The 22,054-nt window shown below is 69.8% G+C and carries 20 protein-coding genes, 1 tRNA gene and 1 pseudogene; 11 read left to right on the plus strand and 11 right to left on the minus strand.

The features are described 5' to 3' along the window. The first annotated feature begins 40 nt into the window (after positions 1-40). The 5 genes from ABD259_RS20550 to ABD259_RS20570 all read left to right on the plus strand — a co-directional run bounded on the left by ABD259_RS20550 (position 41) and on the right by ABD259_RS20570 (position 6,285). Complete coding sequence (locus ABD259_RS20550; protein WP_344164620.1) at positions 41-2,116, plus strand: bacteriocin-associated integral membrane family protein; 2,076 nt, start codon at positions 41-43, stop codon at positions 2,114-2,116. A gap of 11 nt (positions 2,117-2,127) precedes the next feature. Next, complete coding sequence (locus ABD259_RS20555) at positions 2,128-2,760, plus strand: ATP-binding cassette domain-containing protein (protein WP_344164623.1); 633 nt, start codon at positions 2,128-2,130, stop codon at positions 2,758-2,760. A 668-nt stretch (positions 2,761-3,428) separates the two neighbouring features. Further along, positions 3,429-4,400 carry a hypothetical protein gene (locus ABD259_RS20560; protein WP_344164626.1) on the plus strand — a complete coding sequence of 324 codons (972 nt, stop codon included), beginning with the start codon at positions 3,429-3,431 and terminating at the stop codon, positions 4,398-4,400. Beyond that, positions 4,384-4,734: a GntR family transcriptional regulator gene (locus ABD259_RS20565; protein WP_344164628.1), complete on the plus strand. Its 351-nt coding sequence runs from the start codon at positions 4,384-4,386 to the stop codon at positions 4,732-4,734. The genes ABD259_RS20560 and ABD259_RS20565 overlap by 17 nt, the downstream gene beginning before the upstream one ends. 648 nt (positions 4,735-5,382) lie before the next feature. Next, positions 5,383-6,285 (plus strand): phosphorothioated DNA-binding restriction endonuclease, encoded by a 903-nt coding sequence (locus ABD259_RS20570; RefSeq protein ID WP_344164631.1) that lies wholly within the window; start codon positions 5,383-5,385, stop codon positions 6,283-6,285. 50 nt (positions 6,286-6,335) lie between these two features. On the opposite strand, the pseudogene ABD259_RS20575 reads toward ABD259_RS20570, so the two are convergent. After that, a pseudogene (locus tag ABD259_RS20575) lies at positions 6,336-7,730 on the minus strand (MinD/ParA family ATP-binding protein); the annotation flags it as partial. 1,574 nt (positions 7,731-9,304) lie between these two features. On the opposite strand from ABD259_RS20575, the gene ABD259_RS20580 reads away from it, so the two are divergent. Then, positions 9,305-10,288: an NAD(P)H-quinone oxidoreductase gene (locus ABD259_RS20580; protein ID WP_344164634.1), complete on the plus strand. Its 984-nt coding sequence runs from the start codon at positions 9,305-9,307 to the stop codon at positions 10,286-10,288. Positions 10,289-10,327: 39 nt separating this feature from the next. Beyond that, complete coding sequence (locus tag ABD259_RS20585; RefSeq protein WP_344164637.1) at positions 10,328-10,894, plus strand: bacterial proteasome activator family protein; 567 nt, start codon at positions 10,328-10,330, stop codon at positions 10,892-10,894. A gap of 113 nt (positions 10,895-11,007) precedes the next feature. On the opposite strand, the gene serS is transcribed toward ABD259_RS20585, so the two are convergent. Then, positions 11,008-12,276 carry a serine--tRNA ligase gene (serS, locus tag ABD259_RS20590; RefSeq protein WP_344164640.1) on the minus strand — a complete coding sequence of 423 codons (1,269 nt, stop codon included), beginning with the start codon at positions 12,274-12,276 and terminating at the stop codon, positions 11,008-11,010. 311 nt (positions 12,277-12,587) lie between these two features. Here serS and ABD259_RS20595 point away from each other — a divergent pair, with 311 nt between their 5' ends. Together ABD259_RS20595 and ABD259_RS20600 are read left to right on the plus strand one after the other, a co-directional pair. Continuing rightward, entirely contained in the window at positions 12,588-12,770 is a 183-nt protein-coding gene (locus ABD259_RS20595; RefSeq protein ID WP_344164642.1) for a hypothetical protein, read from the plus strand. Beyond that, complete coding sequence (locus ABD259_RS20600; RefSeq protein ID WP_344164645.1) at positions 12,767-12,925, plus strand: hypothetical protein; 159 nt, start codon at positions 12,767-12,769, stop codon at positions 12,923-12,925. The genes ABD259_RS20595 and ABD259_RS20600 overlap by 4 nt, the downstream gene beginning before the upstream one ends. 503 nt (positions 12,926-13,428) lie before the next feature. On the opposite strand, the gene pheA is transcribed toward ABD259_RS20600, so the two are convergent. From pheA to ABD259_RS20635, 7 genes are all read right to left on the minus strand, one after another. Then, positions 13,429-14,376, minus strand: a complete 948-nt coding sequence (gene pheA, locus ABD259_RS20605) for a prephenate dehydratase (protein WP_344164647.1) — start codon at positions 14,374-14,376, stop codon at positions 13,429-13,431. Positions 14,377-14,455: 79 nt separating this feature from the next. After that, entirely contained in the window at positions 14,456-15,022 is a 567-nt protein-coding gene (locus tag ABD259_RS20610; RefSeq protein WP_425573551.1) for a DUF4446 family protein, read from the minus strand. A 43-nt stretch (positions 15,023-15,065) separates the two neighbouring features. Beyond that, complete coding sequence (locus ABD259_RS20615; protein WP_344107897.1) at positions 15,066-15,902, minus strand: glycosyltransferase family 2 protein; 837 nt, start codon at positions 15,900-15,902, stop codon at positions 15,066-15,068. A gap of 63 nt (positions 15,903-15,965) precedes the next feature. Continuing rightward, positions 15,966-16,322, minus strand: a complete 357-nt coding sequence (locus tag ABD259_RS20620; protein WP_193373720.1) for an STAS domain-containing protein — start codon at positions 16,320-16,322, stop codon at positions 15,966-15,968. Positions 16,323-16,425: 103 nt separating this feature from the next. Further along, positions 16,426-16,890, minus strand: a complete 465-nt coding sequence (locus ABD259_RS20625; protein ID WP_344164650.1) for an ATP-binding protein — start codon at positions 16,888-16,890, stop codon at positions 16,426-16,428. 247 nt (positions 16,891-17,137) lie between these two features. Next, the gene (locus tag ABD259_RS20630) at positions 17,138-19,039 is read right to left on the minus strand and encodes a PAS domain S-box protein (RefSeq protein WP_344164653.1); all 1,902 of its coding nucleotides are present in this window, start codon (positions 19,037-19,039) and stop codon (positions 17,138-17,140) included. A 132-nt stretch (positions 19,040-19,171) separates the two neighbouring features. Continuing rightward, on the minus strand, positions 19,172-19,504 hold the full coding sequence (locus tag ABD259_RS20635) for a rhodanese-like domain-containing protein (protein WP_344107906.1): 333 nt from the start codon (positions 19,502-19,504) through the stop codon (positions 19,172-19,174). 83 nt (positions 19,505-19,587) lie between these two features. On the opposite strand from ABD259_RS20635, the gene ABD259_RS20640 reads away from it, so the two are divergent. Then, a complete protein-coding gene (locus ABD259_RS20640) occupies positions 19,588-20,061 on the plus strand; it encodes an SSI family serine proteinase inhibitor (protein ID WP_344107908.1) in 474 nt (157 codons plus the stop codon). 17 nt (positions 20,062-20,078) lie between these two features. On the opposite strand, the gene ABD259_RS20645 is transcribed toward ABD259_RS20640, so the two are convergent. Together ABD259_RS20645 and ABD259_RS20650 are read right to left on the minus strand one after the other, a co-directional pair. Further along, the gene (locus ABD259_RS20645) at positions 20,079-20,642 is read right to left on the minus strand and encodes a TenA family protein (protein WP_412759467.1); all 564 of its coding nucleotides are present in this window, start codon (positions 20,640-20,642) and stop codon (positions 20,079-20,081) included. 195 nt (positions 20,643-20,837) lie between these two features. After that, positions 20,838-20,920, minus strand: a tRNA-Leu gene (locus ABD259_RS20650). Between the two features lie 268 nt (positions 20,921-21,188). Between ABD259_RS20650 and ABD259_RS20655 the strand changes: the two genes are divergently transcribed. Further along, on the plus strand, positions 21,189-21,947 hold the full coding sequence (locus ABD259_RS20655) for an FHA domain-containing protein (RefSeq protein WP_425573552.1): 759 nt from the start codon (positions 21,189-21,191) through the stop codon (positions 21,945-21,947). Positions 21,948-22,054 lie beyond the last annotated feature (107 nt).

Raw genomic sequence — 22,054 nt, forward strand, 5'->3', positions numbered from 1 at the left:
ATTCCGTTGACGAGCCCCTCTTCGTTTTTCAGGACTCTTTGTGCCGAACCGCATTCTCGTCTTCGCCTACTCCGCCTGCGTGGCCTTCGCCGCGCTCATCGCCTTCCTGCTCGCGGCCACCGCGGAACAGACCGTCTACGTCCTAGACGACGCGGAGCTGGTGTGGATTACCCAGGACGAGGGGATCCACGACAATGACGAGGTCGCGCGCAGCGTGCAGGAGGTCGCCGACGAGTACGGCGCGGCTATCGGCTACACCATCCTGGACGTCCACGAGCCGTCTTCGCGGGCCCACATGTACCTGGCGGTCTCCGAGCCCGAATCCCGGTACGCCAACTGGCTGGAGGAGGGCTACCCGTCCTTCAGCCGGAGCTTCACGGTCGAGACCCACCCCATCGGCGATTTCGGAGAGGTGGGTCCCAAGGGGCACTACCTGGTGTTCGGTCCTCCGGAGGCCGAGAACGCCCTGCGGGAGGCCCTGGCCGATCAGGGACTGCACGAGGCCCCGGGCACCCAGGTCACCCAGCTGTGGCACTTCTTCACCGGCGGGCACCTGTTCAACCTCGCGGCCGTGGCACTGCTGGCCAGCGTGACCGCCGTCGGCGCGGGGGTCCTGCTGGCCTCGCGCGACTACGCGGTCATGCGCCTTCAGGGCCACTCCTATGCGGCGATCCTGCGGCATGACCTGGCCAAGGTCGCCCGCCTGTACACGCTGGTGCTGCCCGCGGCCACCGCGGTCGTTCTGAGTGCTCTCGGGCTATACAACGGGTGGAACCAGCTCGGCTTCTATCTGCCCCTGGCCGGGGCGTTCCTGGGAATGCTGGCCGCGCCCTCCCTGCTGGTGCATGCCAGCGTGCTCGGCTTGGTGCACGCAACCGAAATCCTGCCCGCTCTCAAAGGGCGCATGCCCGTACGCAGCAGCACCGCGTCCATCTATCTGGTGCGCGTACCCGTGCTGGTACTGACCCTGGTGATCGCCACCGGCCTGGTCACCGCGGCGCAGAACGCCCGCGAGCAGGCGATCGGCCTGGATGTCTACGAGCAGTACGGGGACACCTCCCGGCCCGCCTTGAGCGCCAACTACGGCTGGTCGGACGCCGACGCGGTCGACCAGGATCTGGGGCCATGGCTGCGAAAGGTCGACAGCGACGGGGACATGGTCCTGGCTATCGACGTCTCGCCCTTCGAACTGCTGCCCGCCGACCCGACAGAGAAGCGCCCACCCGGGCCGGACGCCCCGATCCTGATCGTCAACGACACCTACCTGGCCGAGCAGGAGGTGCTCGCCCCGTCTGGGGAGCGCTACGGGTCCGGCGAGAACATCCGGGTCATCGTCCCGGAATCAGCCTCGCCCTACAGCGACGAGCTGGTAAACGGGCTCAGAGACAACTGGCTCGGCGTGAACAGCGGATCCGACCGAGCCTTCGACGTGGAGGCCCTGCCGTCCGCTGAGGGCCAGACCCTGTTCACCTACGGCTCGGGCGGCTTCAACGGGCCCCGATTCCTGCCGCTCATGCGTGACCCGGTGATCATCGCCCTGCCCAACGGCGAGGTGCTGTCCGACACCGCCTACGTCAACCACATGACCAGCCAGGCCACAGTGTTCCCCGACCCCGAGGTGGTCGAGAAGTTCCGCGCGGAGAACCCGAACGCCTCCCGCTACATTTCCATGGTCGAGATGCTCACCACCAGCGCGTTGAAAGAGCACGCCACCACGTTGGCCACGCTGCGGACCGAGGCATTCAACCTCCTGGGCGCAGGCGCAGTGCTGGTGCTGACCGCAGTGGCCGCGTGCATCATCCACGTGCGTACCCGCGCCCAGACCATTTTCGCTCGGCACATCAGCGGATGGACCTTCCTGGCCACGCACCGGCGGCTGCTGGCCGTCGAGGCCGTCATAGCGGCGGCCTTCACGGGCTGGGCCACATGGAACACCATCACAAAGCTCGCCGCTGCCAACGACCCGATGGGACTCACACCGCCGGGAGCGATGACGACAAGCGGGGCCGAACCGTTCTATGCAGCCGGGATCGCACTGATTTCGCTGGTGATCACCATCGGCGCGCTCGTCCTCTTCCACCGCCGTATCGTCCGCGAAGGCGCTTCCCAGGCTTAAGGAGTCCACGCATGATCCGCACCGTCCAGCTGACCAAGTCTTTCGGTGAGCGCACCCTGTGGCGGGACGTCGACCTCACAATCCCGGCCGGGCAGATGCTCGCGCTCGTGGGGCCCTCGGGTTCGGGCAAGACCACCCTGCTCAACTGCCTCGGACTGCTGGAGCAGCCGAGCGGCGGCGCCATCCTTTACGGCGGGAAGAGACTCACCCGCCTGGGTGCAGGGGGACGCCGCCGCTTCCGCCGCGCCCATCTGGGCTATCTGTTCCAGAACTACGCGTTGATGGAGAACGCCACCATCAAGCAGAACCTGGACGTGGCCGGGCGCGAGCAGCAACTCCAGGCCCGGGCCCTGGAGCGCGTGGGCTTGGCAGGGCGCGAGAGGGAGAAGGTCCACCGCATGTCCGGCGGCGAGCAGCAGCGCATCGCCCTGGCCCGCCTCATGGTCAAGAGGCCCTCGCTGGTCTTGGCCGACGAGCCGACCGGGGCGCTGGACGAGGACAACGGGCGCGTAGTCATCGACACGCTGCGCCAGATGGCCGACGAGGGGTGTGCGGTCGTGGTCGCCACTCACAACGACGTCGTGCGCGACGCCTGCGATGAGGTGTTCGAGGTGCACACCCAGCGCCTCGCCGACGTCGGGTAGGGCGACCGCGCGCCCAGTCCTGAAGGCGGAGCCGTGGGAGGTCATGTCTCCGGGGCGCCCCTACTCGTGGACCGACATCGATTTCTACGGTGACGTCGATAGGCAGTTGTCATTGGGAAGGAGGTGAACTCGTCCCGATGAACTGCCTAGAACCGTGGCACGTCCCGCTCCACGATTACCCCGTGGGGATCCCATCCTCGGGCTCCCACAGATCCGTACGTGAAAGTCTTCCGTCATACGGCTCTTGCCCCCGCTCCAGTTGTCTACTTGACTCATGTCGGTGAGCAGCTCATCCCGTTCCAGCACCGCTACCATGCTGAAGCCATGGCCGCGCGGTGCGGCATCGACCGGCCGGACTATACCGCTGAGGCCGAAGGGTGGGGCCGGTACAAGACATTCCTTAGGAACGCCACAGAGCTGGTGCGATCCAGCGGAGGGCCGATTGGCTGGCAACCGCCGGGGGACAATCCGCGCGAAGATCCCGGTGTTGTGGCCGTGCGCGCCCGGAACGGTTGTGGTTCGGCTGGATGGCACACGCGCGGGACCGTGGATGGCACGCCCAGCGTGTTTCGGGTGCACCTAACCTTCGGGGCCGCTCCCGCAGGCCGCTACACAACAGCACAAAATTCCTACTGTTATAGTCCTATGCAAACAGTAGGAGGCTTCCCATGCACCCGAATCCCGACACCGGCCGCTCCGGCCGGGGGCGCCGCTGGTTGGTGGCCCTGATCCCCGTTGTCCTAATGGCAACCATCCCCTCAGCGATCGCCCTCTCCTATCAGTCGCGCATCGCCGAACAGATGTTCAAGGGCGCGGTCATGGTCTCGCTGCTGGTGGCGTTTCTCATCGGAGCGACGACGCTGGTAGCCCTGGTGAACTACCAGCGGAGCGCGGCACTGCAGCGCCAGACCGCCACCAGCAGCGCGGCCATATCCGCTCTTTTCGGCACGTACGCAACGCTGCACGTCGTCTCGCTGGTCGACGCCCCGGCGCCCGCTGAGATCAGCTGGTTCGGACTGGCACAAGCACCCGGCTGGTTCTGGCTTCCGGGTATCGCGGTCGCGGCCGCCGTCGCGGCCCTGGCGTGGGCGCTCGGCCGGACCGAGGCGCTCCCGGTAGCGACGGAGGCGCCGCCCCTCGGCGCGCCCGCGCTCCGCCTCGCCCCACGGCAGAAGGCCATGTTCGCCGCCACGACCTGGGTTCGGGCGAACCTCCTGATGGGAGTGCCCATGGCCGCCGTGGGTCTCGCCTTGGCGGTTGTGGGCGTCACAAACAACCAGGCACTCTTCCCGGCGCTGATCTTCGCCGCTGTTGGTGTGTTGAACATCGGGCAGGCGTACGCCCAGCTGCTCATCGACGAGCGAGGCGTCACGCTCGTCATCGCGGGGATCGTACGCTCGACCACCCCCTACCAGCACATAAGCCAGGCCGACGTGTTGCCGACATCACCGCCCACCGTGTCCTTCCCGCCCTCCGGCAGCGACCGCGGTTGGGGCGCGTCTACCGGAAGGGGGCCAGCCCTCGGTCTCCGGTTGACCGACGGTCGGGCCTTCGTGTTCTCCACCGGGGAGGCCGAGATGGCGGCCGGTCTGGTCAACGGCTACCTGCACCGGGAGCGGAACCATGCTGATCACGATTGATCCGACGTCCTCCCAGCCTCTCGCCGACCAGGTCGCGGCATCGGTCCGGGCCGCGCTTTCCCGGGGGACCGCGCATCCCGGCGATAAGCTTCCCTCGGCCCGGACTGTGGCCTCCGCGCTCCAGATCAACCTGCACACGGTGCTCCGCGGCTACCAACAGCTCCGCGACGAGGGCCTCGTCGAACTCCGCCGCGGGCGAGCAGCGGTGATCATTGCCTCCGGCAGCCACCCCGGGCTGACCGACGCTGCCCGGGCGTTCGCCGAAGCGGTCCGGCTTCTCGGAGCCACCGAGGAGGAGGCCACCGAGGCGTTCCGCAAGGCCATGCGTGACTGACGTCGCTCGTTCTACGCGCCTGCGTAACTGGGCGGCCGATACGTGAGGCGTGGGCGCCCTGCGCCGAACCGGTGCACCGCCAGTCTGGTATCCGAACGCATGCAGCGGATGGGGGACTGGTCAGTGCATGGCGGCGATCTCTCGCGGTGCCCCCTCCCGCTCGACCGAGCGTTGACCACCGGCCGTGCCCCCACCGGGGTGGATGAAAAGTCAACCCGTCTGGGCAGTCGGGGCTGGTGGCGTCTGGGATGGTACTGGCCGGAGCGCTGGTACTCGGCTTGACCGCGACGCTCCCGCTCGGGCACTCCTCGGCTCGCTCTTCAACCAGCTCCCGAAGCCGAGGCTTTTTGTCACTGGGGCTGCGTCGCGGGCTCGACCCGGTCGAGGGCGGTCCGTCGCTCCCCTCTGCAGCTCGACGTGCGGTCGGGAGAGCCGTGTCAACCGCAGGGGGTGCTTGAGCGGCAGATGTCCGAGGACGCGGCCGCCGATCTGGTGCGCAGATCGCGCTGGCTCGTTCGGCTGCTCTCCTGGGCAGCGGCCGCGCGTCGACGGTACCGCGGGCCGCGAGGACTGATCGGACGCGTGGCCCGGTCGCTCGGCGCTGTGGTCGCTGGGATCCCGGCGTACCAGGGGTCGTAGACTCCCGCTGTGGATTGGGTTGAGCGCATTTCCGGGATCAAGCGATGGTCGCGTGGCGGGTACCGGGCTCCGCACAAGCCGTTGCTGATCCTGTACGCCCTTGGCCGATTTCAAGCGCGGGGGGATGAGCCCATCCCGTACAGGACGGCCGAGGAGCACCTGAAGCGGCTGCTCGATGAGTTCGGCCCGTCGACGGGGTCGACGCCCGCCTATCCGTTCCACCACCTGACCAACGACGGCCTGTGGATCGTGGACACGGCTCAGGACCGCGGATCACCCGGGCCCTATGTCACTCGGCTGCGGGAGAGCGACGCGCGGGGGCGGCTTGCTCCGGAGCTCGTCGCCGCGCTACGTGACGATCCGCAGTTGCTTGCGCAGATCGCGCGGTCGCTGCTGGACGCCAACTTCGCTCCGTCGCTGCATGCCGACATCTGCATGCTCGCCGGGCTGCGTCTGGAAGCGGTGGAGGTCCCGGCGCAGGGGGCTCAGCAGCACTCAGGGGAGCCGCGGGATCCCGCGTTTCGGGACGGGGTGCTCGTCGCCTATGAGTACCAATGCGCGTTCTGCGGCTACGACGGCTGGCTCGACCGCACGTCCGTCGGCTTGGAGGCCGCCCATGTGCAGTGGTGGGCGTTTGGCGGGCCCGACCGGATGGGCAATGGGCTGTGCCTGTGCTCGCTGCACCACAAGCTGTTCGACAAAGGGGTGCTCGGGCTGACCGACGAGCACGCGATCACTGTCTCGGTGAAGTTCGTAGGGCGCTCCAGCAGCGCGGAGGACTTGGTGCTGGCACTCAACGGGCGTCCCGCCATCGCGCCGCAGGCCGGTTTTCCCACCGTCGAGCTGGAGCGCATCGAGTGGCACCGGCGTCAGGTCTTTCGCGAGCCCGCACGTCACGCGACCGCCGCGTAGGCCCGCTTCCCCCACGGCGGATGCCGTGAACGAGCGGGCCCGAACCACGCCTAACGGGGCCAGGCGAAGGCCTCGCCGACCGTGGCCGCGAGTTGGAGGTAGGCGTCGCGCGTGGCCGGGGTGAGGAGATCCAGGTCGACCTCGGCCCCCTCCTCCAGGTGGGGGTCCCACGGGACACGGACCACAGCGCGGCAGCGGGTGGAAAAGTGCTGTTCCAGGCGGTCGAGGTCGATGGTGCTCTTGCCGTCCGTGCGCACCATCGACAGCACGACGACCGCACCGCGCACGAGGTAGCCGTACTCGTGGGCTTCCAGCCAGTCGAGGGTGGCGCTGGCGCTGCGCGCGCCGTCGACGGACGCCGAGCTGACCAGGACCACCTGGTCGGCCAGGCCCAGGACGCCGCGCATCGCCGAGTGCAGCAGCCCCGTGCCGCAGTCGGTGAGGCAGATCGAGTAGTAGTGCTCCAGTATCCGGGTGACCTGGCGGTAGTCCTCCTCACTGAACGCCTCCGACACGGCGGGGTCCCGGTCCGAGGCCAGGATCTCCAGGCGGCTCGCCGCCTGGGACGTGAACCCGCGGATATCGGCGTAGCGCCGGATCGAGTCCCGCTCGTTCAGCAGGTCGCGGATGGTCGCGGCCGTCTGCAGCCGCACCTTGTCCGAGAGCGTGCCGCGGTCGGGGTTGGCGTCCACGGCCAGGACGCGGTCACCGCGCAGGGAGGACAGCATGGAGCCCAGCGCGACCGTCGTCGTGGTCTTGCCGACCCCGCCCTTGAGGCTGAGCACCGCCACGCGGTGGTGCCCGCCCGCCACATGCGTGGTGGCGCGCGCGGTGAGTTCCCGGCGCCGCACCTCGTTAGCGGATTCGCCGGGGTTCACCAGGCCGAACGTCGCGGACTGCACGACCTTGCGCCACCCCTTGGCCGACGACTTGGAGCGGTTGCGCACGAGCGAGTCGGCGTCGAGCATGTCGGACGTCTCGCTTGAGCCCTGCGTGCCCTCACCCTCCCCCGCGATGTGCGCGCGGTACTGGAAGGGGTGCCCCCCGGTGGAAGGCGGCACGGCGGGGCCGGGACTCACCTGCTGCTGTCCCCAGGCGCTGTTCGGTCCCATCGGCGGCTGGCCGCCCGTCGGGTAGCCCTGCGGCGGGCCGACCGGCGGGGGACCGGGCTGCTGAGGTCCCGGCTGGTGGGGTCCCTGCTGGTGGGGTGCGGGCGGTTGGGGCCCCGGGTACGGCCGGGGGCCGCCGGGGCCGGGCTGCCGCGGGGGCGGACCAGGAGGGTGGGGGCCCTGCTGCTGGGGACCCTGCTGATGGGGACCGGCCTGCTGCGGGCCCGTGGGCTGCGGCGGCCCCGGGTAGGGCGTTTGGGGGCCCGTGTACCGCGGCCCCGGTCCCGGCTGCTGGGGGTTCGGGGGCGCCTGCGGGTACGGGGAAGGGTACGGCGGGTAGGGCTGTGGCTGCTCCGGGTAGGCGGGGGCGTTCTGGTTCGGGGTGGACTGCCCGTTGGGCAGATGCGGGGACACCTGCGGGCCGCTCGCCGGCCCCCGCGGCGATGCCCCGGGAACGGGCGGGCCACCAACGGGGGGCAGCGCGGGCGTATGCCCCGCCTGCTCCACCGGATCGGCTGACGGAAGAGGAGGCGCGGGTGGTACCTCCTCGGCCGCGGGGTCGCCCGGCGACGCGACGGGCGCGTCGCCGGGCGCCTCGGCGCTCCCCTCAGCAGGTGCCTCGGCGGAGGTGTCGAGGGGCGCCGGGCCGACCGCGGGCGGCTGTTTGGCGGCGGGCTGCTCCAGCGGGGGAAGCTGCTCGGGCTCGGGCACGTCGTCGAACGCCGTTTCGTCCGGCGCCCGCATGGGTGGATCCGCAGGCATCCCTGTCGAAGCGTCCACGGGAAGGTCGTCGTCCGCCTCGGCGGGGGCAGGCATCGCCGGAGGGACCGCCTCATCCCGCCAGTCGTACTCCGGAGGAGGAGACGGCGCCCACGCGGCCGGGTCCTCCTGGGGCATCGGGCTCGGGGCGGGCTGCTCAGCCTGGGTGTGGTGGGCCTGCGGGTGGTACACCTCGGGCCCCTCCCCCGCTGTCTGGGACGGTGCGGGTTCCGATGGTGCCTGCGGTGCGGCAGACTCCGGCCATGCCGCAGCCTGGGCGCGGCTCGCCTCTGGCCACACCGGCGGCGCCCCGGGGGCCTGGTCGTGGCCCATGGGCATCGCGGGCGGCGCTTCGATCTGGGCGTCTGGCTGGGGCTGCGGCTCCTGGACGGGCGCGGGCCCCGGCACCTGTCCGTGTGGTGGCTCCGCCGGCTGCTCCCATTGGCCCCAGTACGGCTCAGGCGCGGATTCCGGCGTCGCGTCAGCAGGCGGCTGGGCCATCTCCGGCCCGACCGCCTGCTGTCCCTGGTTCCCGTACTGTTCCTGGGCGTAGTGGCTCGCGTCGCCCGATGGTTCCGGTCCGCCCGGCCAGCCGTGGCCCGGTGGAGGCTGCGGCCCGCTCCACGGAGCCGGTGATGCCTCGTCTCCCCCGCCTACCGCGTACGGCGGCGGAGGCGGCATGTCCCCGATCGCGTACGGCGGCGGGGGAGGAAAGCCACCGTCACCGAACCAGTCATCGGCCGGGGACGCGTACCCCGCACCATCCGCCTGCTCACCGTGCTCCGCGTAGACGTTCTCAGCAGCGGCGTCGTGGTCACGTTCCCCGTCTCGCGGACGCGCACCCGCGAACTTCGAACCGTCGTGTTCTCTGTGTGCCACCGCGGTTCTCCTCAAGACGCTTTCTATGGGGGCGTGAACGATCGCAGCCGGGAGCCCCTTTCGTTCGGGATGGATCGGGGGGACCGATCCCCCAGCCTCGCGATTATCTTCAGCTCAGTCAACAAACATAAAACCATCAGACGGCCGCGCGGACACCACGTCCTGACCGACTTCGGTCCGGCTCGTGGCGGGTCCCGGACACCCGTGCGACTGGCCCCACGCGGCCCCCTGGCCTCCACCGCGCACCCCCGCATCCTGGGTAGCGTTCAGGCATGCATGCCATCGTGATCAACGAGCCGGGCGATGCCGACGTCCTCGCCTGGCGCGAGGTTCCGGACCCGGTTCCGGGCCTGGGCGAGGTACTCGTCGACGTCACCGCGACCGCTGTCAACCGGGCCGATGTCGCCCAGCGCCAGGGCACCTACCCGCCACCGCCCGGGGCCTCGGAGTACCCGGGCCTGGAGTGTTCGGGAAGCATCGCCGCGCTCGGCCCCGGCACGGAGGACTCCGGGTGGTCGGTCGGCGATGAAGTGTGCGCCCTGCTGACCGGAGGCGGCTACGCCGAACGCGTAGCTGTCCCCGTCGGGCAGCTGCTCCCGATCCCGTCGGGCGTCTCCCTGGTCGAGGCCGCGACCCTCCCGGAGGTCGCCTGCACCGTCTGGTCCAACCTCCACATGGTGGCCGGTCTGCGCGCGGGGGAGACGCTGCTGGTACACGGTGGAGGCAGCGGCATCGGCACGTTCGCCGTCCAGTTGGGCAGCGCCCTGGGCGCGCGCGTCATCGTCACCGCCGGGAGCGAGGCCAAGCTCGACCGCTGCCGGGAATTGGGCGCCGCCGTCGGCATCAATTACCGTGAAGAGGACTTCGCCGCACGAATCAGGGACGAGACGGGCGGTTCCGGTGTCGACGTCATCCTGGACATCATGGGCGGCTCCTACCTGGAGTCCAATATTCGATCGTTGGCCATCGGCGGCCGACTGGTCATCATCGGCCTGATGGGCGGACGCAAGACCGAGATCGACCTCGGCCGGATGCTGGTCAAGCGGCTGTCTGTGCACGCCACGACGCTGCGGTCGCGCCCCGTCGAAGAGAAGGCCCGGATCGTCGCCGGAGTCGCCGAGCAGGTGTGGCCGCTGGTGGAGGCCGGCACCGTCCGGCCGGTGCTGGATCAGACGCTTCCGCTGCCACAGGCCGCCGACGCACACCGCATCATGGAAGCAAGCACACACGTCGGCAAGATCGTGCTCACAGCCTGACAACGCCGGGAATCGATACAGCCGCAAGGTGAGGGTTCAATGAACGACGGAGTGAACGAACAGCAGCAGCCGCATGTCCTGGTCGTCGGCCCGGGCGGCGCCTCCTTGGGGGCCGGCCCCGAGGGCGGCTCCGAGAGCGCCGCGGAGGAAGGGGCCGGAGAGCGCTCCCTCGGGGACATGGTGGAGCAGCCCGCGAAGGTCATGCGCATCGGCAGCATGATCCGCCAACTCCTCGACGAGGTGAAGGCGGCCCCGCTCGACGAGGCCAGCCGGGCGCGGCTTCGCGAGATCCACACCAACTCGATAAAGGAACTTGAGGACGGTCTGGCCCCTGAGCTGATCGAGGAGCTGGAGCGGCTCACCCTCCCCCTCACCGACGAGACGACGCCGACCGAGGCCGAGCTGCGGATCGCCCAGGCCCAGCTGGTGGGCTGGTTGGAAGGCCTGTTCCACGGCATACAGACCACCCTCTTCGCCCAGCAGATGGCGGCCCGCGCCCAGCTGGAGAACATGCGCAAGGCCTTGCCCGCCGCGCCGTCCCACGGCCAGGAGCCGGGGCAGGACTCCATGGGCAAGGGCGCGCCGGGATCCGGGCCCTACCTGTAGGCCGCCTCTAGCCGCCTCCACAGCAATAAGGGCGGGGTGTCAATCGCCGGCGATTGACACCCCGCCCTTGTCACAGGTCGGTTCGGCCACCCGCTGGGCGGCCGACGCCGCCGCTACTTCTTCCCCACCGGCTCCAGGACCTCGCGGCCGACGAACGGGCGCAGCGCCTCCGGCACCACCACGGAGCCGTCGGCCTGCTGGTGGTTCTCCAGAATGGCCACGATCCAGCGGGTGGTGGCCAGCGTGCCGTTCAGCGTGGCGGCGAACCGCGGCTTGCCGTCGGCGTCCCGGTACCGGATGTTCAGCCGGCGGGACTGGAAGTCGGTGCAGTTGGAGGTGGAGGTCAGCTCGCGGTAGCGGCCCTGCGTGGGGATCCACGCCTCGCAGTCGAACTTGCGCGCGGCACTCGACCCCAGGTCGCCGCCGGCGATGTCGACGACACGGTAGGGCAGCTCCAGCTTGTCGAGCATGTCCCGCTCCCAGCCCAGCAGCCGCCTGTGCTCCTCGTGCGCCTGGTCGGGGTGGGTGTAGACAAACATCTCGACCTTGTTGAACTGGTGCACCCGGATGATGCCGCGGGTGTCCTTCCCATAGGAGCCCGCCTCGCGGCGGAAGCAGGACGACCAGCCGATGTAGCGGTTCGGTAGCGCGTCGGCGGGCAGGATCTCCCCGGCGTGGTAGCCGGCGAGCGGGACCTCGGATGTGCCCACGAGGTAGAGGTCGTCGGCCGGGAGGTGGTAGACCTCGTCGGCGTGGGCGCCGAGGAACCCGGTGCCCTCCATGGTCTCCGGCTTCACCAGCACCGGCGGGACCATGGGGGTGAACCCGCTGGCCACCGCCTGCTGCATGGCCATGTTGAGCAGGCCCAGCTCCAGCATGGCGCCGACGCCGGTGAGGAAGTAGAAGCGCGCGCCGGAGACCTTGGCCCCGCGTTCGGTGTCGATGGCGCCGAGCATCTCGCCGAGCTCCAGGTGGTCACGCGGGGTGAAGTCGAACGCGCGCGGCGTGCCGATCTCCTCTAGCACGGTGAAGTCGTCGACACCGCCCTCCGGGGCGCCCTCCTCGACGAGGTTGGGCACGTCCTTCAGGGTCGCGTCGAGTTCCTCGCCGAGCCGGTCCGCCTCGGCCTCGGCCTCCTTGACCTCGACGGCCAGGGACTTGGCGCGGGTCAGCAGCTCCTCGCGCTCCTCCGGCGACGCCTTGGAGACCGACTTGCCCACGCTCTTCTGCTCGGCGCGCAGAGTCTCGAAGCGGGTCAGCGCGGCACGGCGGCGCGAGTCGAGGTCGAGCAGCCGGTCGACGACGGCGTCGTCTTCCCCGCGAGCCCGCTGCGAGGCGCGAAGGCGGTCAGGGTCGTCTCGAAGTGCGCGAAGGTCGATCACGTTCAGCAGGTTACCGGTGATGCGCGGCGGAGCCACACCGATTCCCCGGCCAGCGCCCCGCCAAAAGCGTCACTGCCCTCCCCTAGCCTCTCGACACAAGCGGGGCACACCGCGGATCGAGATTCCGCGGAAAAAATCCGCGCATCTCGCGTCATGACCCGGGAGGACGCCCGTTTTACGAGTGGCGGACGGGACTCGTGCGAGGGGCCGCGTCCGGTTCGCCACCGGCCGCACAGCGCGGCCGGCCCGCCCGCCGGGTGTACACCACACGCCTCTTGACCGCGTCCCCCACGCGGACGAAGGAGAGCACCATGACGCAATGGTGGCCGATGAAGCCGGTCGCTTCGATGACGACCGCGGAGCTCGTGGCGGCTCTGCGACGGTTGGCCTACGTGTCCCCTGACGACATCGCACTGGAGAAGGCGCTGCGCGGCCGACTCGCCCTCATCCTTGACGAGGAGCCGACGGCCGAGCCCGAATGGAGCATGGCATGAGCGTTGAGAAGAAAGAGGAGCGCCACGCGACCCCGCACCTCGGCTGCCGCCTGTGCGCCCGCACCGGGCGCACCCGGTTTGGCCGAGCGGACGCTGTTCGCGACCACGCGCCCCGCACCGGAACCGATTCGGGAAAGGGAACCCCGGCGCGGTAATGCGGCCGCGAGGAGGGCGACGGCGGAGGCACGGGCGGCTCGCGGGGCCGCCCCGCCGACCGAGCGATCAGCCGGACACCGCGGGGCGCGCTTGCGGGGACCGCGCCTCGGCGAGCGAGCCGCCGTCCGGCCCCTCCACCCAGCCGAACGAGCGCGGTCGTGCCCAGGCCGCGTCTCGCAGACGCTTCTGGGTCGGCGAGCAGCCGACGGGGGCGGCGTCGCACGACGGGTCACGACGTCGATCCAGCTCGGCTCAGCGCGTGGAGCTACACAGCGAACCTCGGGCGGGCCACCGCTGCGCGACCATCGCGAAGCGTGCGCGGCTGGAGCGCGACCGCGGTCCCGGAACAGTGGGAGAAACGCAGCCTCCCCAGGACAGAACGCCTCTCGACACTTATAAGCCCCATAGACACCTGTATAGGCCTCTCAGACGCCTATAGACCCCGACCAACGCTTACAGCCCCCTGAAGACACAGCGCCGCCCGCCTCTCAGGACAGAACACCTAGTCCGCGCAGCCTGTGCGGATGCGCTCCAGCCAGCGTTCGGCGTCGTGGAAGTCGGCGTTGCTGGTGCCCTTCGCCGGCACGATCTGGGCGGGCCCCGATCCCTCGTCGGCGCGCGGATAGCTGCCGAGGAAGCGGATGTCCCGGCAGACCCGGCGCAGGCCCATCAGGGCCTCACCGACGGCGGCGTCGGCGACGTGCCCGTCGGCGTCGATGCAGAAGCAGTACCGGCCCAGGCCGTCACCGGTGGGCCGGGATTCCAGCCTGGTCAGGTTGACGCCGCGCAGGGCGAACTGGTTGAGCAGCTCGACGAGGGCGCCGGGGTGGTCGTCGGCGATGAACGCCACGAGCGACGTGCGGTCGGCGCCCGTCGGGGCGGGCAGCGCACCGGGACGACTCACCTGGACGAACCGGGTGGCGGCCTCCGAACAGTCGCCAATGTCATCGGCGAGTGGGCGCAGCCCGTAGCGCTCCGCCGCGATGGCGGCGCACACGGCCGCGTCATAGGGCGCGGCCGGTTCGGCCACGGCCTGGGCCGCCGCCGCGGTGGACGACACGGCGAACGTCTCGGCCTCGGGCAGGTGGGCCGAGATCCAGCCGCGGACCTGGGCGAGGGCGTGCGGATGGGTGGCGATCCGCTTCACATCGGCGATGGCGGAGCCCTCCCGGGCGGCCAGCGTGAACCGCACCGGGATCGCGGCCTCAGCGGAGATGAGCAGCGGAGCACCGTTGACGAGTTCGGTGATGGTGGTGGTGACCCCGCCCTCGACGGAGTTCTCCAACGGCACCACGCCCGCGTCCACGTCGCCGTTCCGGACCGCCGCGAACACGGCGTCGACACCGGTGCACGCGACGGAGGTGCCCTCGGGCATGCCGGGGTGCAACTCGTGCAGCGCGGCCTCGGTGAAGGTGCCCGCTGGTCCGAGATAGGCGTAACGGTTCGGCATAGCGTTAAGGCTATACCCGTTACTCAAAGTGACGTAAGTTAACGCGGGTGCTGGCGCACGCTTGAAGGTGACACCGCCCTCAGGTCACGGCATCGGGTGCTTCGCGCAGCCGCACCGCCGGCCCCGTGTCCGGGACCGCCTCGCGGGCCTTGGGCGCGTCCTTCCGGGGTTTTTCCTCGGCGGCGCCACGCGCCGGTTCCAGCGGCGGGATCCGCGAGACGGGCTGGGCGTCCATGACGGTGACCTGCCCGAGCCCCTGCCCCAGTCGGGCGGCGCGGATGGCGCGGTACTCCTCCGGGGAGAGCGTCTCGCCCGCGCGCCCGGACTGAATGGACTTGGCGTAGGTGCGGGACTCGGTGCGCCCGTTGATCGAGGAGATGACCACGCCGTCGCCCGCCGCGTTCAGCAATGCGAGCGAGAACGACCGCGCGCCGGACATCTCCTCCAGCGCGTCATAGCGCACTACCGCGACATCGCGGATGGCCCGCGCGTCCGTGCCCCCCGTATCGGGGACCTGCCGTTGGAGCAGTGCGTGGTAATCACCGACCGCGGTGCGGGACCGCATGAGCGCGTATCCACCGACGCCCAGCCCGCCCACACCTGTCAGCATGCCGAGAACAGCCAGGGTCATTGTGAGAGTGAGCACAGTTCGAGCGTAACCGCAAGAAGGCTGTGAGCGCGGGATCCTCCTAGCGTTTCCCGCCCTTACTACCCGGAAATTTTCGGGTGACCGACGCCGCCGCCACCCGTGCCGTCTCCCGGGCGCGTCGCATCCGCCGGATCATCGCCGGACGTAGCTCGCGTGCGGCGAGCGCGCGCCCCACATCGGCGAACTGCCGCGCGCGGTGCAGCTGGGCGCGGAGGTCGGTCCCGGTCGCCCGGTGTTCCAGCGGCACCTCGACCTCGACAACCCGGTATCCCAGGTGCAGCACGTCGATGGTGAGGCCGGTCTCGACACCGAATCCGGCCGCCAGCGGCAGGGCCGTCTCGAAGGCGGCTCGCGTGACGCACCGCTGGCCGTTGAGCGGCTGTTCCGGTTCCCACCCGGTGGCCCGGCGGATGCCGTCGCGGGCCAGGCGCACCACGAACCCGTGCCCGCCCAGCCGCATACGGGTGGCGGGGAACAGGGCGATCGTCATGTCGGCCTTGCCGGAAACCACCGGGTCGATCAGCGGCTCCGCCCCGGCGGCGCTGGCCCCGAGGTCGGCGTCCAGGAACAGCAGATGGCGCGGGGGTGCGACGACGCCCTCGGCGGCCTCGTGCTCCTCGATGAGCCGGACCCCCTCGGCCCCGGTCTCCATGGCCGCGCCCTTGCCGCGGTTGCGGCTGTGCCGCAGAACCCGGGCACCGGCCGCGGCCGCGGCCTCGGCGGTGGCGTCCGTCGAACCGTCGTCGACCACCACGACGAGGTCGACGTCGCGCAGCTCCCGTGCGGCGCGCACGGTCCGCGCGATGCGCTCTTCCTCGTCCTTGGCCGCGATGACGACCGCGACACCCGCGTGGCCGCTGGCCGGACCGTCGCTCATGGTGCGTCTCCCGCTCGGTTCCAGGGCGCGGGTTGGGTGTGCGAACGCTCGCGCCCGACCGGACTATTTGGCCGCGTTGGTTCCGGCGGTGATCGGAAGGGAATCGGTCGATTCCTTGAGGGTGAAGACAGCGTTCAGGCCGGTGACCTCAAGGATTTTCATGACCGCCGGCTTGGGCGCGACGAGTTCGAGGTCGCCCTCCTTCTCCCGCGCGCGCTTCATCGCCGACAGCAGGACGTTCATCCCGGTGGAATCGCAGAACTCCACCCGCGACATGTCGATGATGAGGCGGCGTGCCCCATCTTCGAGCGCGTCGACCAGCTCGCTGTGCAGCTGCGGTGCCGTGTAAAGATCAATCTCGCCGGACACGGCGACCACCGCGTAATCCGCGCGCGACTGACTTGAGATCTTCAACTCCACAGTCGTGACTGTAGCGGCCACGGAGGTTGCTGGCCACCTCGTTGGCGGCGTTTCGTGGCTTCGATCACGATCCGACGGTTAGAACCCCCTGATCCGGGGAATGTCATGCCCTTGCGGTCTCGGGTTCGTCGACCACCGGCCCATCGGTCGCCTCCTCCACCGCGACCTCCAGCACCGCCCACACCGTGGTCACCCCGCCGTCGACCTCGGTGCCCCATTTGGCCGCGATGTGCGCGACGATGTCCAGGCCTCGTCCGCCCAGCGCCGACGCCGACGGCCGCGCGATGCGCGGCAGGGTCGCGGCCCCGCCGTCGGTCACCGCGATCTCCAGCCAGCCGTCGCCGTCATCTGTACCGACGCTCCACGCCGCCTCGATGCAGTCGGGAGGGAAGGGGTCGGGCAGCGGTGACGCGTGGCGCAGGGCGTTGCTCAGCAGTTCGCTCAGAACGAGCGCGGCGTCATTCACCCGCGCGGATTGGAGTCCCGCGTCGCGCAGGTCGGAGCACAGGCGTCGGCGCGCGGTGCTCACGCTCGACGGCGCATGTGGCAGCAGTACGGCCCTCGACACGTCCCTCTCTCCTGTTCCCCGGCGCCCCTGATGCGCGCTCGGTCTGCTTCGAGCACCGGCCGGAACGTGACCAGGCGTTTGCCGACGACCGGCTCCGGGCCCGCTCGGTATTCCGTTGGCCGGTTTTCGGCAAAGCCACGACCGTGAACCTCGCCAGGGCCGAAATGCCCCGTTAGGTCCCCGTGGAAACACCTCATTACCGCTGAAGTCCCGTATCGGCCTGATCCGGCCGTCGCCGCGGCTCTGCTTAGCGTTGCGGATCCGCTGTCTCGGCAGGGGAGTCGGCCATCGAAGCGTCAGCCGACTGTAATGTAAATCTCATCCGCGTGCCACGTTCACGGGCGTGCGCTGTGACATCCCCGCCCTGAGCACGGGCCAGTCGCCGCACGATGTAGAGGCCGAGCCCGATACCGCCGAACCTGCGGCGGTCTCCAGCCTCCCCTTGGGCGAAGCGGCCGAAGATGCGCTCCTCGTCACCGGGGGTGATGCCGATGCCGTCGTCCTCGACGGTGATGACGACCTGCCCGTCCTGTGCCCCCGCGCGCAGCACGACGTGGCCGCCGTCGGGAGAGTACTTGAAAGCGTTCTCCAGCAGGTGGTCGACAATCACTTCGGTGGCCATCGGGTCCCCGTCCGCCTCCGGAAGACCGTCGGGCACCTCCAGGCGGAGGGTGTGGCGGTCGGAGAAGCCCTCGAACGCGAGGGCGTTGGCGCGCAGCAGCCGCGCCGGGTCGAACGGGCCACGGTTCACCTTGAGATCCCCGTTGCCCGCGTGCGACCCCAGCAGCAGGTTCTCTACCAGTTCGGCGAGCGTCCGGGCCCGCTCGGCGATGGTGTCGACGGCGTTGCGCCGTGCTCCCTCGTCCAGCCGCCCCCACCGCTGGATCAGCGTCCCGGCGAGCCCCTGGATGACGGTGATGGGGGTGCGCAGCTCGTGCCCGGCCGTCGCCAAGAACAGGTCTTTCTGCTCCTCCAGCTCCTTGGCCTCGGTGATGTCGCGAAAGTCCACCACCCGTTCGGCGGTCGCCGGGATGTCGGTGACAAGGATCTCCAGCCACCGCCCGTTGTCAAGGCGGTGCTTGATGTGCCCCTCGACGGAGACGGGCAGCGGAAACGGCGGCAGGCGCCCGGCGACATCCGTCGCGGAGCACCCCGTCAGCTCCGCGGCCGACCGGTTCCACTTGCGCACCCGTCCGGCGCGGTCGAGCACGGCGATGCCGTCGGCGCTGGACTCGACCACGGCGTGCTCGTAGGCACGCTGGCGCACCATCTCCTGGTAGGCCATGGCGTTAGCGAGCGCGCTTCCGGCGTGCGCGGCCAGCAGCTCCAGCAGTTCCAGTTCGAGGTGGCCGACCTTGCGACGGCTGTAGAGCGCGTACAGAGCTCCGTAGGGGCGCCCCTGCACGTTGGACACGCCCAGAGCGATGGTGTGCAGCCCCTCCAGGTCGGCCCAGATCAGGTCGTCCAGGCTGCGCGTCTCATCGGTGGCCAGCAGCACCGTCTTCCCGCTGCGCAGCAGCTCGCCGAACAGGCTGGACTCCAGCGGCGCGGTGTAGCCGCGCAGGTGGTCGGAAAGCTGGGTGAGGCTGACCAGGTGCAGCCGGTCGTCCTCGATGAGGACGAAGCCGCCGGCGTCCGCGCCGGTCAGCTCGGTAAGGCTGTGCGCGATGCGGTCGAGCACCGCGCACAGGTCGAGGTCGGCGTTGATGTCGGCGACGACGTCGGTGAGCCGGCGCACGAGTCGAGCCCGCTCGGTCATGTGGGCCTGGACCGGACCGCCGGCGCCGGCGGTGTCCTCGTAGGTGTGCAGGATGCTCACCCAGCCGGTGGCCTGGCCCGCGTCGTCGAACAGGCAGCTGGTGTCGATACGGAGATCGATGAGCGTGCCGTCGCGCCGCTGCCGCCGGCTGACGATCGAGAGCGGGCCCCCGATCCGCACCCGCTCCAGCACCGCGTGGTGCTCGGCGAGCAGTTCGTCGGGGATGATCGGCGGTGGTCGGCCGACGAGGTCCTCCGCCGACCATCCGAACATCCGCTCAGCGGCCGGATTCCACAACACGACCCGAAACTCGGTGTCCACGGCGACGATGGCGTTGGCCGAGAACGCCAGCACCGATTCAGCGCTGAGGGGAGCTCGTTCGTGGGACACGCCGTCATAGTGCCACCGACCACCGACCCCGCGGCTGACGTTTTCCCAAAGCGAGATGCGACGGTTCAGCCAGAACCGACCGGTTTCCGCGACCGAAACTCCCCCGTTTCCGGCGGGACTCTCCGCCGGGGCTTAGATGACCTGCGGTTCCGCTCCGCCCTCGCTCACCATGGCGCGGCGTGCCAGCGCCCACGCCTGCATACCCCCGGCGACGTTCGCCGCCTGCCACCCGGCCTCGTTCAGCGCCCGAACCGCCTGCGCCGAACGGCCACCGACACGGCACACGACATAGACCTGGCGGTCCTGCGGCACCTCGCCCGCTCTCTGGGCCAGCTCACCCAGCGGGATGTGGACGGCCTGCGGGGCATGCCCCGCGCTCCACTCGTCGGGTTCCCGAACGTCGAGAACATAGCTGTCGTCCGGGACCGAACTGACCTCGACGACCGGCACATTAGTTTCGAACACGCTGAAAACCCCTCTTCATGACATTTACCCGCGGAGGACGTGACCCAGGGAACCCCGCCGCGGCACTCCGCGTCGAACAGAGTATGCGCATGCACACACGCACCGTGCTGGCACGCCTCGCGCCGCTCGCGGCCGTCGGCGTTTTGGTCGCGGGCTGCGGCGGCGATGCCACCCCGGTCACACCCGCGCCGGATACCGAGACCGAGAACGGCGCCGAGGGCGCCGCCACGGAACTCACCATCAAGATCAACTACGACGAGGGGTCCGAGCTGGCCCCCGAGGACGCCGAGCCCAAAGAGTGGACACTGACCTGTTCACCCGCGGGCGGCGACCACCCCGCCCCCGAGCAGGCCTGCGCCGACCTGGAGAAGGCCGGCGGCCCCAAGGCCTTCGACGAGGTTCCCGAGGACCAGATGTGCACGCACATCTACGGCGGCCCGGAGATCGCCGCGGTCACCGGGCACGTCGACGACACCGAGATCGACACCGAGTTCAACAAGTCCGGCGGCTGCGAGATCACCCGCTACGAGAACATGGGCTCCGTCCTGGAGCCGTGACGGATCAGGGCACGGCCTCAGACGTCCCAGAAGGCGAGCTCGTGGCGCATGCCCTCCTCGAAGAGCCGCCGCGCGCGCCGCGGCTCCGGCTCGGCTTCGTCGAGCATCTCCGCACACAGGCCGGTGAGCTCGGCGAAGCCGGGGTCGGCGTAGGTGTCGATCCAGCGCCGGTAGCGGGGGTCGGCAGGTGCGGCGTCGGCCAGCAGCGTGCCCAGCGTCGAATAGCCCCACATACACGGGTACAGCGCTGCCAGCCCGTCGGCGTAGTCGGCCGCCGCCTCCAGCAGCCATGAGGTGTAGGCGGCACAGGCCGGCCCCTTGGCGGCGCTCTCCAGGTCGGCGCCGAAATCGGCGGCCAGCGACCGGTGGAGGTCAAGCTCGTCATGGAGGGTGGAGTGGGCCAGGTCGACCAGGTCGCCGACCCGCCGCGCGGGCGCCTGCCAGGCCAGCCGGGCGAACACCCGGACGTAGTCGAGCAGGTAGAGGTAGTCCTGTTCCAGCCAGGAAGCGAACACCCGTTCATCCAGGTCACCCCGGGCGATCCCCGCCACCGTGGGATGCCGCAGCTGCTCCGCCACCATCGGGCGGCCGATCTCGTGAAGTTCCTCGCTCAGCAGCACGCGGCCCAGTGTCGCATGCCCCAAGACACCGCATGTGGGGAGAGGCCGCATGGCAGGAGCGGGTGGCACGTCGGGGGAGCCGCGGGGAGAGACGACAACGCGAAAGGCCCCGGTCGGGGAGAACCATTCTCCGCGAAACCGGGGCCTTGCATCGTGTGGGCGAGGAGGGATTTGAACCCTCACATCCTTTCGGACACACGGACCTGAACCGTGCGCGTCTACCGTTCCGCCACCCGCCCGAGTGACATATATATGGAGCATATATATAGAGTGTTCGCATTCGGTCGGAAGGGTCCGGTTCTCCGGGCCCGTCCGCCTGGCGACAGAGATAAGGCTAGCACGGTCGCACGACCGGTCGTGCACACATAATCCGATGCCTCCCGTCCCCGGCCCCCTCGCGGAGCCCACTCCCGCGGGCGGTGGTGATGAGGTGTGCGTGAGACCAAGGGAACGATTACCCGGCTACGATCGACCAGTAAAGCCGGAGTAGAGCAAGGGAGGTACCTCGTGGGAGTGCTCCAACGCTTCGAGCGCAGGCTTGGCGGCATGATCGAAGGCACCTTCGCGCGAGCCTTCAAGTCCAAGCTCGAGCCAGTGGAGATCGCCAGCGCCGTCCAGCGGGAGATGGACGAGCGCGCGGCCATCGTGGCCCAAGGCCGGACGCTGGTTCCCAACGACTTCGTCGTGGAGCTGTCGGCCGAGGACAAGGAGAGCATGGAGGCCCTCGCCGACACCATCGGCCAGGAGCTGGCCAAGCTCGCCCGCGACTACGCCACGGAGCAGGGGTACTCCTTCGTCGGCCCGGTACGGGTGCACTTCAAGTCCGACGACAGCCTGCAGATCGGCCGGTTCCGGATCCGTTCCGGGGTCATCCGCGGGTCCACGGTCGAGAGCGGTGAGATCCGCCAGCCCGTGAGCGACCACCCGCGCGGCGGGGAGCAGGTGCAGGGGCAGCCGCGGCTGCTCATCTCCCCCGGCGGCGCGCAGGAGGGCAGCGCGGCCAGTCAGGGCATGCAGCAGTCCTACGAACTCAACACGCAGGTGACGCTGCTCGGCCGCGGAACCGACTGCGACCTACGGCTCGTGGACAACGGCGTCTCCCGGCACCACGCGGAGATCCGTGTCGAGGACGACGACGCGGTCCTGGTGGACCTCGGGTCGACCAACGGCACGTTCGTCAACGGGCAGCAGGTCAAGCGGGCACGACTGGTCGACGGCACCCGGATCAGCCTGGGCCGGACGACCATGACCTTTCGCCGGGACTGACATTCCTCGAAACCCGAGGAAACGAGTCGAAACCAATAGCGCCCCCTCGGCGTCTGAAGGGGCGTACGTTGAGCGCGACAGACCAGTACGGGATCGTGATCACCGGG

Origin of the sequence: Nocardiopsis rhodophaea (genome assembly GCF_039530945.1) — a bacterium.
GTDB lineage: Bacteria > Actinomycetota > Actinomycetes > Streptosporangiales > Streptosporangiaceae > Nocardiopsis_C > Nocardiopsis_C rhodophaea.

Excerpts from the sequence above, each read along its gene's own strand:
- ABD259_RS20555 (WP_344164623.1), top strand. The coding sequence starts at position 2,128 with ATGATCCGCACCGTCCAGCTGACCAAGTCTTTCGGTGAGCGCACCCTG.
- ABD259_RS20560 (WP_344164626.1), top strand. The coding sequence starts at position 3,429 with ATGCACCCGAATCCCGACACCGGCCGCTCCGGCCGGGGGCGCCGCTGG.
- ABD259_RS20565 (WP_344164628.1), top strand. The coding sequence starts at position 4,384 with ATGCTGATCACGATTGATCCGACGTCCTCCCAGCCTCTCGCCGACCAG.
- ABD259_RS20580 (WP_344164634.1), top strand. The coding sequence starts at position 9,305 with ATGCATGCCATCGTGATCAACGAGCCGGGCGATGCCGACGTCCTCGCC.
- ABD259_RS20585 (WP_344164637.1), top strand. The coding sequence starts at position 10,328 with ATGAACGACGGAGTGAACGAACAGCAGCAGCCGCATGTCCTGGTCGTC.
- ABD259_RS20595 (WP_344164642.1), top strand. The coding sequence starts at position 12,588 with ATGACGCAATGGTGGCCGATGAAGCCGGTCGCTTCGATGACGACCGCG.
- ABD259_RS20600 (WP_344164645.1), top strand. The coding sequence starts at position 12,767 with ATGAGCGTTGAGAAGAAAGAGGAGCGCCACGCGACCCCGCACCTCGGC.
- pheA (WP_344164647.1), bottom strand. The coding sequence starts at position 14,376 with ATGCCGAACCGTTACGCCTATCTCGGACCAGCGGGCACCTTCACCGAG.
- ABD259_RS20615 (WP_344107897.1), bottom strand. The coding sequence starts at position 15,902 with ATGAGCGACGGTCCGGCCAGCGGCCACGCGGGTGTCGCGGTCGTCATC.
- ABD259_RS20640 (WP_344107908.1), top strand. The coding sequence starts at position 19,588 with ATGCGCATGCACACACGCACCGTGCTGGCACGCCTCGCGCCGCTCGCG.
- ABD259_RS20645 (WP_412759467.1), bottom strand. The coding sequence starts at position 20,642 with ATGGTGGCGGAGCAGCTGCGGCATCCCACGGTGGCGGGGATCGCCCGG.